The 12,748-nt window shown below is 67.0% G+C and carries 19 protein-coding genes; 7 read left to right on the forward strand and 12 right to left on the reverse strand.

Going from position 1 to position 12,748, the window contains the following annotated elements:
* Window positions 1-23 precede the first annotated feature (23 nt).
* The 5 genes from EGH21_RS13940 to rpl18a form a co-directional block, all read right to left on the reverse strand.
* On the reverse strand, window positions 24-1,607 hold the full coding sequence (locus EGH21_RS13940) for a Coenzyme F420 hydrogenase/dehydrogenase, beta subunit C-terminal domain (RefSeq protein WP_220619096.1): 1,584 nt from the start codon (window positions 1,605-1,607) through the stop codon (window positions 24-26).
* A complete protein-coding gene (locus tag EGH21_RS13945; RefSeq protein ID WP_220619097.1) occupies window positions 1,600-3,321 on the reverse strand; it encodes a nitrite/sulfite reductase in 1,722 nt (573 codons plus the stop codon). The genes EGH21_RS13940 and EGH21_RS13945 overlap by 8 nt, the downstream gene beginning before the upstream one ends.
* A gap of 222 nt (window positions 3,322-3,543) precedes the next feature.
* Window positions 3,544-4,800: a signal recognition particle-docking protein FtsY gene (ftsY, locus tag EGH21_RS13950; RefSeq protein ID WP_220619098.1), complete on the reverse strand. Its 1,257-nt coding sequence runs from the start codon at window positions 4,798-4,800 to the stop codon at window positions 3,544-3,546.
* Between the two features lie 7 nt (window positions 4,801-4,807).
* A complete protein-coding gene (gene pfdA, locus EGH21_RS13955; RefSeq protein ID WP_220619099.1) occupies window positions 4,808-5,278 on the reverse strand; it encodes a prefoldin subunit alpha in 471 nt (156 codons plus the stop codon).
* Complete coding sequence (gene rpl18a / locus EGH21_RS13960; RefSeq protein ID WP_220619100.1) at window positions 5,275-5,448, reverse strand: 50S ribosomal protein L18Ae; 174 nt, start codon at window positions 5,446-5,448, stop codon at window positions 5,275-5,277. The genes pfdA and rpl18a overlap by 4 nt, the downstream gene beginning before the upstream one ends.
* A 181-nt stretch (window positions 5,449-5,629) precedes the next feature.
* Here rpl18a and EGH21_RS13965 point away from each other — a divergent pair, with 181 nt between their 5' ends.
* Entirely contained in the window at window positions 5,630-5,938 is a 309-nt protein-coding gene (locus tag EGH21_RS13965) for a DUF5658 family protein (protein WP_220619101.1), read from the forward strand.
* A gap of 5 nt (window positions 5,939-5,943) precedes the next feature.
* On the opposite strand, the gene EGH21_RS13970 is transcribed toward EGH21_RS13965, so the two are convergent.
* Entirely contained in the window at window positions 5,944-6,078 is a 135-nt protein-coding gene (locus EGH21_RS13970) for a zinc ribbon-containing protein (protein WP_220619102.1), read from the reverse strand.
* Between the two features lie 84 nt (window positions 6,079-6,162).
* On the opposite strand from EGH21_RS13970, the gene EGH21_RS13975 reads away from it, so the two are divergent.
* Entirely contained in the window at window positions 6,163-6,324 is a 162-nt protein-coding gene (locus tag EGH21_RS13975) for a hypothetical protein (RefSeq protein ID WP_220619103.1), read from the forward strand.
* A gap of 19 nt (window positions 6,325-6,343) precedes the next feature.
* Here the strand turns inward: EGH21_RS13975 and EGH21_RS13980 are convergent, their stop codons facing one another.
* The 3 genes from EGH21_RS13980 to EGH21_RS13990 are packed head-to-tail and all read right to left on the reverse strand — an operon-like array spanning window position 6,344 to window position 7,442.
* Complete coding sequence (locus tag EGH21_RS13980; protein WP_220619104.1) at window positions 6,344-7,009, reverse strand: translation initiation factor IF-6; 666 nt, start codon at window positions 7,007-7,009, stop codon at window positions 6,344-6,346.
* A 2-nt stretch (window positions 7,010-7,011) separates the two neighbouring features.
* The gene (locus EGH21_RS13985) at window positions 7,012-7,290 is read right to left on the reverse strand and encodes a 50S ribosomal protein L31e (RefSeq protein ID WP_220619105.1); all 279 of its coding nucleotides are present in this window, start codon (window positions 7,288-7,290) and stop codon (window positions 7,012-7,014) included.
* Window positions 7,290-7,442, reverse strand: a complete 153-nt coding sequence (locus tag EGH21_RS13990; RefSeq protein WP_166966678.1) for a 50S ribosomal protein L39e — start codon at window positions 7,440-7,442, stop codon at window positions 7,290-7,292. The genes EGH21_RS13985 and EGH21_RS13990 overlap by 1 nt, the downstream gene beginning before the upstream one ends.
* Window positions 7,443-7,649: 207 nt before the next feature.
* Between EGH21_RS13990 and EGH21_RS13995 the strand changes: the two genes are divergently transcribed.
* Entirely contained in the window at window positions 7,650-8,102 is a 453-nt protein-coding gene (locus EGH21_RS13995) for a hypothetical protein (protein ID WP_220619230.1), read from the forward strand.
* Here the strand turns inward: EGH21_RS13995 and EGH21_RS14000 are convergent.
* A complete protein-coding gene (locus tag EGH21_RS14000; RefSeq protein ID WP_220619106.1) occupies window positions 8,099-8,911 on the reverse strand; it encodes a ZIP family metal transporter in 813 nt (270 codons plus the stop codon). The two genes, EGH21_RS13995 and EGH21_RS14000, sit on opposite strands and share 4 nt — an antisense overlap.
* Before the next feature lie 82 nt (window positions 8,912-8,993).
* Window positions 8,994-9,557, reverse strand: coding sequence for an RNA 2',3'-cyclic phosphodiesterase (gene thpR / locus EGH21_RS14005; protein ID WP_220619107.1), 564 nt, complete (start codon window positions 9,555-9,557; stop codon window positions 8,994-8,996).
* 47 nt (window positions 9,558-9,604) lie between these two features.
* On the opposite strand from thpR, the gene EGH21_RS14010 reads away from it, so the two are divergent.
* Genes EGH21_RS14010 through EGH21_RS14020 form a run of 3 tightly spaced genes read left to right on the forward strand, consistent with a single transcriptional unit; the run spans window position 9,605 to window position 10,832 of the window.
* Window positions 9,605-9,781 (forward strand): hypothetical protein, encoded by a 177-nt coding sequence (locus tag EGH21_RS14010; RefSeq protein WP_220619108.1) that lies wholly within the window; start codon window positions 9,605-9,607, stop codon window positions 9,779-9,781.
* Window positions 9,782-9,813: 32 nt separating this feature from the next.
* Complete coding sequence (locus EGH21_RS14015) at window positions 9,814-10,545, forward strand: tetratricopeptide repeat protein (protein WP_220619109.1); 732 nt, start codon at window positions 9,814-9,816, stop codon at window positions 10,543-10,545.
* Window positions 10,542-10,832: a DUF424 domain-containing protein gene (locus EGH21_RS14020; protein WP_220619110.1), complete on the forward strand. Its 291-nt coding sequence runs from the start codon at window positions 10,542-10,544 to the stop codon at window positions 10,830-10,832. The genes EGH21_RS14015 and EGH21_RS14020 overlap by 4 nt, the downstream gene beginning before the upstream one ends.
* A gap of 10 nt (window positions 10,833-10,842) precedes the next feature.
* Here EGH21_RS14020 and EGH21_RS14025 read toward each other — a convergent pair whose 3' ends face one another.
* Window positions 10,843-11,352, reverse strand: coding sequence for a carbohydrate-binding protein (locus EGH21_RS14025; protein ID WP_220619111.1), 510 nt, complete (start codon window positions 11,350-11,352; stop codon window positions 10,843-10,845).
* Window positions 11,353-11,487: 135 nt separating this feature from the next.
* On the opposite strand from EGH21_RS14025, the gene EGH21_RS14030 reads away from it, so the two are divergent.
* A complete protein-coding gene (locus tag EGH21_RS14030) occupies window positions 11,488-12,735 on the forward strand; it encodes an aminotransferase class V-fold PLP-dependent enzyme (RefSeq protein ID WP_220619112.1) in 1,248 nt (415 codons plus the stop codon).
* The last annotated feature ends 13 nt before the right edge of the window (window positions 12,736-12,748 follow it).

The raw sequence follows: 12,748 nt of genomic DNA on the forward strand, positions 1-12,748 counted from the left end.
GCCGGGACTGCGGCCGCCGCCGCTCAGTGGTCCGCCTCGTGGGGGTGCAGTTCCGTGCCGTACTGTTCGGCGTGGTCAGCGTAGTCGATGAACCGCGGGGCGTCGGGGTCGAACGGCCGCTCCAGCGACTCGAAGGCCTTCTTCTTGTCCCAGCTCTGGAGGCCGCCGATGGCGCTGCGGTCCTCCAGGTCGTGGTAGTCGAGGTCCGGTTCGGTCAGTTCCCACGCCCGCAGGCCCTGTTCGGTCCGGACGATGACCGAGGAGTACTCGTCGCTGGACCCGACGGAGCCGACGGTGAGGTCCGCACAGTAGCCCGTGAAGTCGGCACACTCGTCACACCCCTTGAGCGCGGCGTCGTGGAACGCCTCGACATCCTCGACGAGGATGGGGTCGCCGTCGTGGTCGTACACCCGCATCTCGCCGTCGAGGACGTCGAGTTTGCCGATGTCCTCTGGCTGGATGTCCCGCTTCTCGGCCAGTTGCTCGCCGACGAGCGAGTAGTAGTTGAAGTTCTTCGTACACATCAGGGCGATGGTGTAGTCGATCGCCCGGACGCCGTCCTCTTGGGCCGCGTAGTCCCACTCGAAGTCCTGCAGGGCACGGATGCCCTCGATTTCACACGGCGTGCCGACGAGGGCGAGGGACGCCTCGGAGAGCGGGACGTCGAGTTTGTGCGCCCACCGCGAGAGGTCCAGATTGCCCAGCGCCAGCGTCTGATTGTAGAAACTCCCGGCGTTCGCAATGCACTCCTCGGGCGTCGTCGCGAGGAACGACTCGGCCTTCCACGTCTCCTCGTCGCTCTCGGTAGCGACGAGCGCGCCGTCTATCTCGTCCGCCTCCAGCAGGTGGCAGAGAACCGACGTGACGAGGCCGCCGTCCTGCGCGTTCTCGCTCCAGTCGTCTTCGACCTTCGCCGAGAACTCCGTGATGGGGTCGCCGGCGCCCTTGACGTTGTCCTCGCCGCCGGTAATCTTCCACTGTCGCTCGTAGCGCAGGCCACCCCGTGGACACATGTCCCAGCACAGCGAGCAGCCAGTACACATCTTGACCAGTTCGGGCAGGTCGTCGTCGCCGATGCCGATGGAGTCGCTGGGACAGGCGGCGACGCAGGTGCCACACTGGATACAGCGGTCGTCCTGGATGACCGCCTCGTCGAGTTCCATGAACCACGTCTTGCCGTCGGGTTCCTCGATGTCGCTCATCTCGGCGCGGATGCCGTACCCCGGGGTATCGAGGTCCGCGCCGTCGGGGACGTTCACCCGCTCGTCGGGTGGCCCGCTCTCGACGTCCTGACTGACGCCGGCGGCGGGTTCGGTGAATTCCACGGACTCGAGTTTGCCGTGCTCGTCGACGTTGCTGGCCGCCGCGCCGCCGTCGGACCGGACGGTCTCGTCGTGGCCGCCACAGCCACACGAGTCGCCACAGCCACAGCCGTCGTCGGCCGAGTCTGTGGCCGGAACGCCCGGCAACGGGCTGGTGTCGCGGCCGCCGTCGGTGACGAGACGGCGCTCGTCGTCGGGCCCTTCGTAGGGACGGGACGGCTCGACGAGTTCCGGAGCGGCGTCGGCGGGCGCGACCTGTGGGTCGTCTCGCTCGCGGTCAGTCATCGTCGGCCACCTCCTCGCGGGCCACGCCACCGGCGACGTTGGCGTCTGCTCGCTGCATGATCCGCCGTAGCCGGTCGTTCTCGACCCCGCGGCACCACTGATAGAAGCGCTCGCCGTCCTCGCGTTCGGCGGCGTATCGCTCGAACAGTTCTTCGAGGGCGGGAATCACGGCGTCGGCGGGGACGGCGTGTTCGACCCAATCGAGGAACTCGTTGTCCGTCCCGAGGCTCCCGCCGAGGCCGAAGTCCATCCCCTCGACGATATTGTCTCCTTCCTCGTTGGTGGTCCCCTCGGGGTCGTCGATTTGGACCGTCTCTCCGCGGAAGCCGATGCCGGCTATCTGTGGCTGGGCGCAGGAGGCCGAACACCCGGACATGTGCATCCGGACCACCTCGACGTCGTCGGGCGTGTCGATTCGTTTGTCGAGCGCCTTCGCCCACCGACGGACGCGCTGTTTCGTCTCGATGATGCCGTAGTTACAGAACTCGGAGCCGGTACAGCCCACGGCCCCGCGGGAGAACGGGCCGGGGTCGGGCCGGTAGTTCCGGGCGAACGGTTCGTTCAGCAGATCGCCGAGATTCGTCTCGGGGACGTGGGTGACGAGGAAGTTCTGGTCGGTCGCGAGTCGTATGGACGCGTCGTCGGTGCCGTACGTCTCGGCGGCGTCGGCCGCCGCGACGAACTCGTCGCCGCCCATCCGCCCGGCAATGACGTTGAAACCAACGTACTTGAGGCCGTCTTCGCGCTGGTCGTGGACGCCGACGTGGTCGCCGCGGTACCCCTCCGTGAGGTCGGTCCCGCGGGTCGGCAAGTCGACGGTACAGCGGTCCCTGACGGCTTCCTCGAACGTTTCGGCACCCATCTGCTGGACGAGGTAGCGCATCCGGCAGACCCCGCGGTTGGTCCGGTCGCCCAGTTCCTTGAACGTCTGGGCGACGGCCCGGCAGAACTCGACGGCGTCCTCGGGCGGGACGAACACGTCGAGGTTCGAGGCCATCCGGGGCCCGTCCGAGAGGCCGCCCCCGACGCGGACGTGGAAGCCGTACTGCGGCGCGCCGTCGACCGTCCGTTTCGCGGGCGTCATCCCCACGTCGTTTATCTGGGACTGGGCGCAGTCGGCCCGACACCCGGTGATGGTCATCTTGAACTTCCGGGGGAGGTTGGCGTACTCGCGGTTCTCCGTGAAGTACTCCGAGACGGCGTCGACGACGGGTTGGGCGTCGAAGCACTCGTGGTCGTGCAGTCCCGCGGCGGGACACCCGAGGACGTTCCGTGCGGAGTCGCCACAGCCCTGAATCGTCGTCAGTCCCACCTCGTCGTAGCGGGCCCATATCTCGGGGACGTCCTCGACTGCTATCCAGTGCATCTGGACGTCCTGCCGGGTCGTGATGTCGAGGAAGGCGTCGCCCCAGACTGGGTTCTGTTCGTCGCCGCCGTACTGTTCGGGCGCCGTGGCGAACTCGTCGGCCACCTCACCGACGACGCGGGCCTGTTCGGGCGTCAGGCGGCCGCCGGGCACCTTCGTCCGCAGCATGAAGTACCCGTCCTGCCGGCCGTGGGCGTACAGTCCGGCCCACTTCAGGCGCTCCCACTCGCCGTCGCCGGCCGCGGCCTCTATCTCGTCGAAGGTCATCTCCGCGTCGGCGTACCGCTTGACGTCCTTGACGACGTCGAGTGGGTGTTTCTCCTGTTTCCATCGTTCGACTGTGTTCATGGGAAGTCCACCTCGTGGGCGTGTGGTGTGGTACACAACACCGCGCACAATCAACGCGCCCGTGGCGGCGAATACGGCCCCACCTCCCCCGACGCGGACAATATTGCCGGTACGTGGTCGACGGCGGCCTCGCTGCCGTCGGCCAATCGGGGGTAGAGTTCGACCGCTACCGAGCGCTCAGCGTCGTCGGTCGTGGAAAGAATTGCCGGTACGTCGCGGCGGCTACTCGTCGAACAGACTGTCGACGATTCGTTCCGGGTCGAACGGTTCGAGGTCGTCGTAGTCCTGTCCCGTCCCGAGGAAGAGGATGGGCTTGCCCGTGACGTGGGCCACGGAGATAGCCGCGCCGCCCTGCGGGTCGGCGTCGGCCTTCGTCAGCACCGCGCCGTCTATCTCGGCGGCGTCGTCGAACTCGCGGGCGCGGTTGACCGCGTCCTGTCCGGCGACGGCCTCGTCTACGAAGATGGTCATGTCCGGGTCGATGTTCCGGTCTATCTTCTCCAGTTGGGCCATCAGGTCGTCGGAGGTGTGGAGGCGACCGGCGGTGTCGCCAAGCACCACGTCGACGTCGTTGGCCTTCGCGTACTCGACGGCGTCGTAGACGACCGCCGTCGGGTCCGAGCCCTGCTCGTGGGTGATGATCTTCTTGCCGAGGTTCTCGGCGTGTTTCTGGAGTTGCTCGTTCGCGCCGGCACGGTAGGTGTCGCCGTTCGCGAGCACCGTCGACATGCCGCGGTCCTCGAAGTACTGAGCCATCTTCGCGATGGTCGTCGTCTTCCCGACGCCGTTGACGCCGGTGAAGATGATGACGACCGGACTGTCCGCCTGCTGGACGCGCTCGTCGAAGTCGAACTGGCCGACGCTGATGACGTCGTACAGTGCTTCTCGCAGCGCGTCCCGGACGAGGTTCCCCGTACTGGAGAGCCGTCGCCGCGTCTGTCCGGTGAGGTTCTCCTCGACCCCGGTCAGAATCTCGTTGGCGACGGACATCTCGACGTCGCTGGACAGCAGGGCCAGTTCGAGGTCGTCGAGGTGTTTCTGGAGGTCCTCCTCCTCGATGACCGTCTTCCCGGAGGCCATCAGTTTGGCCTTCTCGGTCAGACTGCGCCCGCCGCTCTCGTCGTCGGGCGTCGCCCCGCCCTCCGGTTCGTCCTCGACGGTGGGCGCGTCGCTCTCGGTGGGCGTGTCGCTCTCGGCGGCCTCGTCCTCTGTGTCGACGCCGCTGGGCGGTTCTTCGGCCGCCGTGTCGACGTCGGCCGCCGTCTCCGGCGACGCGACTGCTTCGGCGGTCGGTTCGACCGTCTCCTCGCCGGGTCCGCCTTCCGGCGTGTGACCGTCGATTTCGGCCTCGGCGGGCGACTCGTCGACGGGCTGCTCGTCGGCGGCGTCGTCCTCGTCGCCCTCGACGGCCTCCTCGTCGACGTCTTCCTCGACGTCACTGGTGAACCCGCTGAGTTTGTCCTTCAGTCCGTCGAACATGGCGGCCTTACTCGTCGTCGCCCTGCTCTTCCTGCTGCTGTTGCATCATCTGCTGCATCTGCTGTTGTTGCATCTGCTGGGCCTGCTGTTCGAGTTCCTCCTTCTCGGTCTCGACCTCGGCGATCTCGGACTGGAGGTCCTCGATGCGGTCGTCCAGCGTCTCCTTCTTCGTCTCCAGAGAGCTGACGGCACCCTCCTGGTCGCGTTCGGCGGCGTAGCCGCCACCCAGCGAGACGACGATCTCGTCGATGTCGTCGACGGTCGCTCGGATGTACGCGTCGCCGCCGACCGGGACCTGCACGGTCGACCCGGACTCCAGCGTCTCGATGGCCTCGATGGCCTCGTCGGCCTCGGTCTTCTCCTGACGGAGGCTCTCGATTTCGTTCTCGATGGCCTCTATCTCCTGGTCCATCTGCTCGATCTCCTGGGAGATCTGCTGCATCTGACCGCCGCCGCCACCGCCACCGCCACCCATCATGCTGCCACCTCGTCGATGGTGACCTGGGTGCGCTTGAGGTTGTGCTGGGAGCCGAGGTTGCTGAGGATGCGCTCCTCGGCGACGTCCTCGTTGGGCGCCTCGACCTCTGTCTCGAACTCCTGGGGCCCGTCGCGGGCCGGGAAGCTACCGCGAACAGTGTACGTGCTCATACCCACCGATGCGGGCAGGACAGGGAAGTATCTTCCCTTTCCTCACGTTTCGCCGTCCCGCTCGTGACCCGTCCGCCGACGGGACGGGCGAGCTTTATTACCGCCGCTGGCGTCGGTCGTGACCAGACGAGTGGGACCCGACTGGTCATTGTTCGAGCGCGACGCGCGGGGGCGACTGCCGATGGAGCGACAGCTCTCGGAGTCCCACGCCGTCCTCTGGACCGTCGTCATCCTCGCCTCGCTGTTCGACATCGTGACGACGATAGTGGGTCTCGAACGCGGGTTGACGGAGGGGAACGCCGTCGCTCGCGCGTTCGTCGAGACCTACGGCACGCCGGGCATCGGGCTGCTGAAGTTCAGTGCTCTCGTCCTCGTGGTCGTCTGCTGGGCGTGGTTCGACGACCGACGGGCGACGGCCGTCCTCGCCGCCTTCGCGCTCGTCTCGCTCCTCGTCGTCGCGTCGAACGCGCTGACGCTGGCCTCGCTCTGAGCCGCTCACTCCTCCCGGGCGGCGGCTATCATGTCGCCGCCACACTCCGGACAGGACGGCCGGAGCACCTCCGTCGTGTACTCACACTTCCGGCAGACGAGCACCTTCCGGCCTGTCGCGGACGACTCTCGCTGGACCATGGTCGAACGTTCACACTAGTGGATATTAACAGTTGACACGACCCCGCCGTGCGAGTTTAGCCGGTTCCGACCCAACCTGCAGGTATGACCACGACGTACGAGTGTCTCTGTGGGGCGACGCTCAGGTACCGACAGGACATGACTCGGGAGCGTGGTGGGACCGGTCGCACGTGGTCCTGCTCGGACTGCGGGACGCCCGTCCCGGGGATGGTCGCCGAGCGACTCAGCCACCAGCACCCGTCGTGAGAAACGTCGAGACGAGTGGTCAGTCGATGTAGCCCAGCGCCGCGTCGATGCGGCCCAGTTCCGGCCCGGAGGTGTCCGACCCGCAGACGTAGCCGTGGTCGTTGGCGACGAGGCCGGACCCGACCAGCGGTCCGCCGTAGTTGACGGTGCCGATGTCGGCGGGCACGTCCAGGAGGTCCTCCAGCGCGTCGAGTTCGCCGTCGGTGGCTTTCGGGTGACAGAGGACGCCGCTGTTGGTGGCGACGGCGGCGGTGCCGACGGTGTTGACGCCGGCGATGACGCCCCGTTCGACGGGGACGCCGAGGCCGTCGCTGACGGCCTGGACGGCCTCCCGGGAGAGGTCCGGGTGGACGTACGCGCCCGCGTCGTTACAGCAGACGACGTTGCCGGCCGCGTTGATGCGGCCCGGCAGTTCCGTCACCGGGACGTCGACGACGTCCTGGATGCGCTCGATTTCGGGCTCGCGGACGCGAGAGGAGACGAGCAACCCGTTCTCGTTGCCCGTCGCGAGGGCGCCGACGGTGGCCGAGCGGCCGACCGTCGTCTGGACGACGGGCACGTCGAGTTCCTCGCCGACGTCCTCGCAGAGCGATTCGTCTAAGTCGGGGCGGACCAGCACGCAGTCGTCGGTCGCACGAGCGAAGACACCGACGTACGACGACCCGGAGAATGCCGCGCGGAGCAACGTTACTCTGCGGTCTCGGCTTCGACGACTGCTTCGCCCTCTTCCTCGAATCGGGCGGCGCGCACGCGAAGCTTACTCGGCGGACTCGACCGGCCCTTGGCCCACGTCGTCTCGTTGATGGAGGGGTCGATGCGGACGGCCTCCTCGTCGACGGAGAAGTGTTTGGCCAGGTGCTCGCGGACGAGTACCATCGCCTTGTCGGCGCGCTTGTGCTTCGGTTCGGCTCGAACGTCTCGGAGCGGAATCGTGACGACGCGCTCCTCGAAATCACCGGCGCTCATTATTCGTCAGTGTCGTTCCGCCGCCAGTGGCGACGCTTGTGGTTGCGCTGGACCTCGCGGTCGGTCTTGAGCATGACCCAGGCCGGAACGCGGCTGTTCTGGTTGTCGAGTTTGGCCAGACGCTTCTTCTTGGCCTTCGACTTCTTACTCATGGTGTCCCGAGTGTTCCGCGCCACGACTTAAATTCCTTCCTTTTCAGGCCGCGTCGTGTGGCGACGTCGGCCGGTCCCCCTTCGTTATCAGGGTTTGTAAGCGGGCGCGTAGAATTAAGTAGCGAAATCCGCGAGTCTCACTCGATGAAGCGCCGGTCGGTACTGCAGACACTCGGCACAGGGTTGGCAGCCGTCGGAGCGGGCTGTCTGGGCGGTGGCGGCGAGGTCGTCGTGAGCGTCCAGCAAGACGTGACCGTCGAACCGGGCGGTGCGTGGCTCGAAGAGGACATCCCGGACCTCTCGGAGACCGGGGGTGCCATCGAGTACATCGTCCGCTCGGAGACGCCGTTCGACGTCTACTTCTTCGCCGACGAGGCGGCGTTCACCGCGTACGACACCTACATCAAGGGTCGAGAGCCGGACAGCACGCCGGCGGGCCACCCGAAGTTCAGCCAGACGGCACTGCCGAAAGACGAGTCGGACCTCTACGAGGCGTCGACGACGGACGGCGGGAACCGCGAATCCGTCGAGGCGGCCGGGCCGTACTACTTCGCCGTCGACCACTCGAACTACCGGATGGAGACCCGGGTCGACGAGTACGACGACCCGCTGACGGCCTTCGTCGACCTGAAGGTCATCCGCAGTCGGTCGCCGTTCTAGACGAACGCCAGCGGCACCATCGCGAGCGAACCCGTCACGGCCCCGGTGAGAAGTTCACGCTTCCCGCCGCCCGGCAAGTTCGCCCCGTACTCCAGCGCCTCGGGGACGAACTCGGTGGCGACGAGGTACACCATCGCGCCGGCGGCGAAGCCGAACCCGAACGGGAGGAACTGCTTGGCCAGCGTGACGAAGTAGTAGGCGGCGACGGCACCCAGCGGTTGCGGGAGCGAGGAGAAGACGGCCCACCAGACCATCCGCCACTCGCTGACCCCGAGCGACCGGAGCGGGATGGCGATAGCGGTGCCCTCCGGGACGTTGTGGATAGAGATGGCGACGGTCATGAACACGGCCAGTAGCGGGACGGCCGTCCCGGCGACGAGGAGCGTCTCGTCCGGCGAGACGCCCGCGAGTCCGAGTTCGGCGAACGAGACGCCGACGGCGACGCCCTCCGGGAAACTGTGGACGGTGAGGATGCCGAGGATGAGCAGGAGTTTCTTGTAGTCGGCCTGCTCGAACTGCTTCGGACTGTGGTCGACGTCGTCGAGCACTCGGTCCGCCCCCTCGACGAGTGCGACGCCGGCGAGGACGCCCGGAATCAGGAGTACTGCGCTCCCGTAGGCGAGGCCCTCGCGGACGAGGCCGAACAGCGACGCCGCGACCATGATGCCCGAGGCCAGCCCCCACAGCACCACGTTCCAGCGGTCCGAGAACTCCTCGACGAGGAAGAACGGAATCGCGCCCAACCCCGTCGCGAGCGCCGTGAGGAGGCCGGCGACGAAGACGAACGCGACGTTCTCGAAGGCGACCATGTCGGTGCTACGAGACTCGCCCTCATAACAATTATCACGAATCTGATTGTTTTTCGGTCGGCCTAGAGCCGGCGTCGGCCAGTCATAGTGTTACCGACGAGACAGTACTGTACTCCGGGCCGTCGTCCCGCAGGACGCTCTCGGTGAGCCGAATCTCCTCGACCTGCAACCGGCCCACGTCGGGGTCCTCGTCCTCGACGACGCGCTGGACCCGTTCCTTGCCGCCGGCGTGGTCCATCCGGGCGACGGTGGCGTGGGGCGTGAACTCGTGGTCCTCCGGATCGAACCCCATGGCGACGGTGCGGTCCTCGACGGCCTCGTGGAGGGCCGTCAGTTCGGCGTCGCCGTGGCCCTCGCGGACGCCGACCCAGACGACGCTGATATAGTCCAGCGACGGGAAGGCGCCGAGGCCGCCGAACCGGGCCTCGAAGGGCGTGATACCGCTGTCCGCGACCGCCCGTTCGAGTTCGACCGTGAGGTCGTCGAGGCGGTTCGGGTCGGTGTCGCCGAGGAACTTCAGCGTGACGTGGGCCTGTGCCGGGTCGGTGAATCGGAGGCCCGACGCCCCCTCGAAGCGCGCCTGTACGTCGCGCACGGCGTCTTCGAGGCCGTCGAGGTCGACGCTGACGAACAGCCGTTTGCTCATACTCGCCCCTACGCCCGGCAGGCACTTCGTCGTGGGTGGTGACGGCCGTGCGCTTTACTCCGCTGGGGCCACGCCGACCGCCATGGACGACGTCGCCGTTCGGGGTCGCCGTCTCGTTCGGCGCCCTCCTGTATCTGGCCGGGAGCCTCGTATTCGTCCCCGAGTCCGACGGGGCGAGCGACGGCGACGACGGCCCGGCAGACCGGAGTGAGTCCGGGACGTAGCCCTTAACCGCCCTGACCGTCAATCGGAGTGTATGACAGACCGAGAGCCCGAGGACCACGAGTTCTCCGAGGGACAAGGGTTCGACGACCCCTACGAGGGCTTCGACCTCGAACCGCCGGAGTTCGAGGTGGACCCCGACAAGGTCGACCCCGTCGACTCCCGCGTCGTGACGGACCTGCTCGACCGGCGGAACGTCTCGAACGACGCCGTCGACCCCGAGCAACTGCTCGACGTCGGCCTCGAGTACATGCACATCAACCGCCACGAGCAGGCCGCCGAGACGTTCGAGCGGGTCGCACAGTACACCGACGACGACTGCCTCGAACAGGAGGCCTGGACGAACAAGGGCGCGGCCCACGCCGAACTGGAAGAGTGGGACGCCGCCATCGGCGCCTACAAGGAGGCCCTGCGGGAGCTCGAGGACACCGAGCACGCCGCCACCGCCGAGACGAACCTCGCGTACGCGCTGTGGGAGTCCGGCCGCTCCGAGCAGGCGCTGGAACACGCCGAGCGCGCGGTCGAAATCGACCCCCGGTTCGCCGAAGCGTGGTACAACCGCGGCTTCTTCCTGCTCGAACGCGGCCTCGCCGAGGACGCCGTCGAGGCGTTCGACAACGCCATCCGACTCGGCTTCCGCAACGCCGACGTTCTGGAGGAGAAGGCCCGCGGGCTGGAGGAACTGGGCGAGTACGAGGAGGCCGAGGAACTGGCCGACGAGGTCAAGGAGATGCGCGAGAGCGCCGAAGAGCAGTTGCTGGAATGATACTCAACGAGCGAGAGACGGACGAGGGACTGCTGGTCTCGGTCTGTGACCCCGAGGTCATGGGCGAGACGTTCGAGGACGGCCCCGTCTCGCTCACCGTCGACGAGTCGTTCTACGGCGGTGACAGCGTCTCCGAGGAGGAGGTCGTCGACAGCCTCGCCCGGTGTAGCGTCGCCAACATCGTCGGCGAGAACAGCGTCGACGTCGCCGTCGAACACGGCTTCGTCGACGAGACGAACGTCCTCGACGTCGACGGGACGCGACACGCACAACTCCTCTGGCTCTGAGGGCACCGCCCTACTGTATCCGTACTCGGTCGAGTTTCCACCCGCCCTCCAGAACCACCAGTCGAACCGTCTGCGCGCCACGCGAGAGGTCGACGCGCGTCGTCACCTCGCCCCAGCGGTCCCACCCACCGGTCGGGTCGAACCGCATCCGCGTCCGCGGTTCGCCGTCGACGGCGATGCCCACGCTGCCGCCGCCGAACCCGTCGGCCGCGGCGACCCGGAGCGTCACGTCGTGCGGGCCGCCCTCGCGGGTGTCGACGGCGTAGGCCAGCCACTCGTCGGTGACCAGCAGGTCGGTGTCACCGCCGGTGACCAGCGGGGTGTCGTCGTAGCCCCAGCGACCGTCGTGGTGGTAGATGCGGTACGCGCCCACCGGGACGGTCGCCGGGAGTTCGTGACGGCGCATCTCTGGCTGTTCGTGGGCGCCGTCGAGCCGGCCGTGCCACTCGTGGCCGTGTTCCGGTCGGTCGGCGTCCACGCGAGTAACCGGTCCTCGCTCGTCGGTCTCTGAGTCCCCCATGGTAGACGGTGACACATCGACAGCCGGCATTGTATTGTGGCAACTAACTACGCAGTAGACGGCGACTACGTCTCCGCTGCCGAAGGTTTAGGCGAACCGAAGGAAAGTTGCCCGTCGAGCCCGTGTGTTCCGCTAATGGGACAGACCGATATCGAGCCGCTCGACGTCGAGAGCATCCGTGCGGACTTCCCCATCCTCCAGCGGGAGTTCGATGGCGAGCAGGTCGTCTACCTCGACAACGCGGCGACGACGCAGACGCCCGAGCCCGTCGTCGAGACTATCGCGGACTACTACCGGACGACGAACGCGAACGTCCACCGCGGTCTCCACCAGTTGAGTCAGGAGGCCTCCGTCGCCTACGAGGACGCTCACGACCGCGTCGCCGAGTTCATCGGTGCCTCGGGGGAGCGCGAGGAGATAGTCTTCACGAAGAACACCACCGAGAGCGAGAACCTCGTCGCCTACGCGTGGGGCCTGAACGAACTGGGCCCCGAGGACGAGGTGGTGCTGACGGAGATGGAACACCACGCTTCGCTGGTGACGTGGCAACAGATAGCGAAGAAGACCGGCGCGACCTGTCGCTTCATCCGCGTGCAGGAGGACGGCACGCTGGACATGGACCACGCCCGCGAACTCATCGGCGACGACACGGCGATGGTCAGCGTCGTCCACGTCTCGAACACCCTCGGGACCGTCAATCCCGTCGCCGAACTCGCGGACATCGCCCACGACCACGACGCCTACATCTTCGTCGACGGCGCCCAGTCGGTGCCGAACCGACCGGTCGACGTCGAGGCCATCGACGCCGACTTCCTCGCGTTCTCCGGGCACAAGATGGCCGGCCCGACCGGTATCGGCGTCCTCTACGGGAAGAAACACCTCTTAGAGGAGATGGAGCCTTACCTGTACGGCGGCGAGATGATAAAGAAGGTCACCTTCGAGGACGCGAAGTGGAACGACCTCCCGTGGAAGTTCGAGGCCGGCACGCCGGTCATCTGTCAGGGTATCGCGCTGGCCGAGGCCTGTGACTATCTGGACGACATCGGCATGGAGAACGTCAAGCGCCACGAGGACGAACTCGCCCAGTACGCGATGGAGCGCCTACAGGAGGAGGGCGACGTCGAGACGTACGGTCCGCCCGCCGGCGAGGAACGAGGCGGTCTGGTAGCGTTCAACTTAGAGTCCGTCCACGCTCACGACCTCTCCTCGATTCTGAACGACTCCGCCGTCGCCATCCGCGCCGGCGACCACTGTACCCAGCCACTCCACGACAAGTTGGGCGTCGCCGCTTCAGCGCGGGCCTCCTTCTACATCTACAACACCCGCGAGGAAGTGGACAAACTGGTCGACGCCATCGACGACGCTCGGCAGTTGTTCGCCTGACGGGCGCGAGCGA

This window comes from Haloarcula rubra (assembly GCF_019599465.1).
Taxonomy (GTDB): Archaea; Halobacteriota; Halobacteria; order Halobacteriales; family Haloarculaceae; genus Haloarcula; species Haloarcula rubra.

Excerpts from the sequence above, each read along its gene's own strand:
- EGH21_RS13940 (WP_220619096.1), bottom strand. The coding sequence starts at position 1,607 with ATGACTGACCGCGAGCGAGACGACCCACAGGTCGCGCCCGCCGACGCC.
- EGH21_RS14000 (WP_220619106.1), bottom strand. The coding sequence starts at position 8,911 with ATGGTCGCCTTCGAGAACGTCGCGTTCGTCTTCGTCGCCGGCCTCCTC.
- EGH21_RS14020 (WP_220619110.1), top strand. The coding sequence starts at position 10,542 with ATGATACTCAACGAGCGAGAGACGGACGAGGGACTGCTGGTCTCGGTC.
- EGH21_RS13945 (WP_220619097.1), bottom strand. The coding sequence starts at position 3,321 with ATGAACACAGTCGAACGATGGAAACAGGAGAAACACCCACTCGACGTC.
- EGH21_RS13990 (WP_166966678.1), bottom strand. The coding sequence starts at position 7,442 with ATGAGTAAGAAGTCGAAGGCCAAGAAGAAGCGTCTGGCCAAACTCGAC.
- pfdA (WP_220619099.1), bottom strand. The coding sequence starts at position 5,278 with ATGATGGGTGGCGGTGGCGGTGGCGGCGGCGGTCAGATGCAGCAGATC.
- EGH21_RS13975 (WP_220619103.1), top strand. The coding sequence starts at position 6,163 with ATGACCACGACGTACGAGTGTCTCTGTGGGGCGACGCTCAGGTACCGA.
- rpl18a (WP_220619100.1), bottom strand. The coding sequence starts at position 5,448 with ATGAGCACGTACACTGTTCGCGGTAGCTTCCCGGCCCGCGACGGGCCC.
- EGH21_RS13985 (WP_220619105.1), bottom strand. The coding sequence starts at position 7,290 with ATGAGCGCCGGTGATTTCGAGGAGCGCGTCGTCACGATTCCGCTCCGA.
- EGH21_RS13970 (WP_220619102.1), bottom strand. The coding sequence starts at position 6,078 with ATGGTCCAGCGAGAGTCGTCCGCGACAGGCCGGAAGGTGCTCGTCTGC.
- EGH21_RS14015 (WP_220619109.1), top strand. The coding sequence starts at position 9,814 with ATGACAGACCGAGAGCCCGAGGACCACGAGTTCTCCGAGGGACAAGGG.
- EGH21_RS14030 (WP_220619112.1), top strand. The coding sequence starts at position 11,488 with ATGGGACAGACCGATATCGAGCCGCTCGACGTCGAGAGCATCCGTGCG.
- thpR (WP_220619107.1), bottom strand. The coding sequence starts at position 9,557 with ATGAGCAAACGGCTGTTCGTCAGCGTCGACCTCGACGGCCTCGAAGAC.
- ftsY (WP_220619098.1), bottom strand. The coding sequence starts at position 4,800 with ATGTTCGACGGACTGAAGGACAAACTCAGCGGGTTCACCAGTGACGTC.
- EGH21_RS13965 (WP_220619101.1), top strand. The coding sequence starts at position 5,630 with ATGGAGCGACAGCTCTCGGAGTCCCACGCCGTCCTCTGGACCGTCGTC.
- EGH21_RS14025 (WP_220619111.1), bottom strand. The coding sequence starts at position 11,352 with ATGGGGGACTCAGAGACCGACGAGCGAGGACCGGTTACTCGCGTGGAC.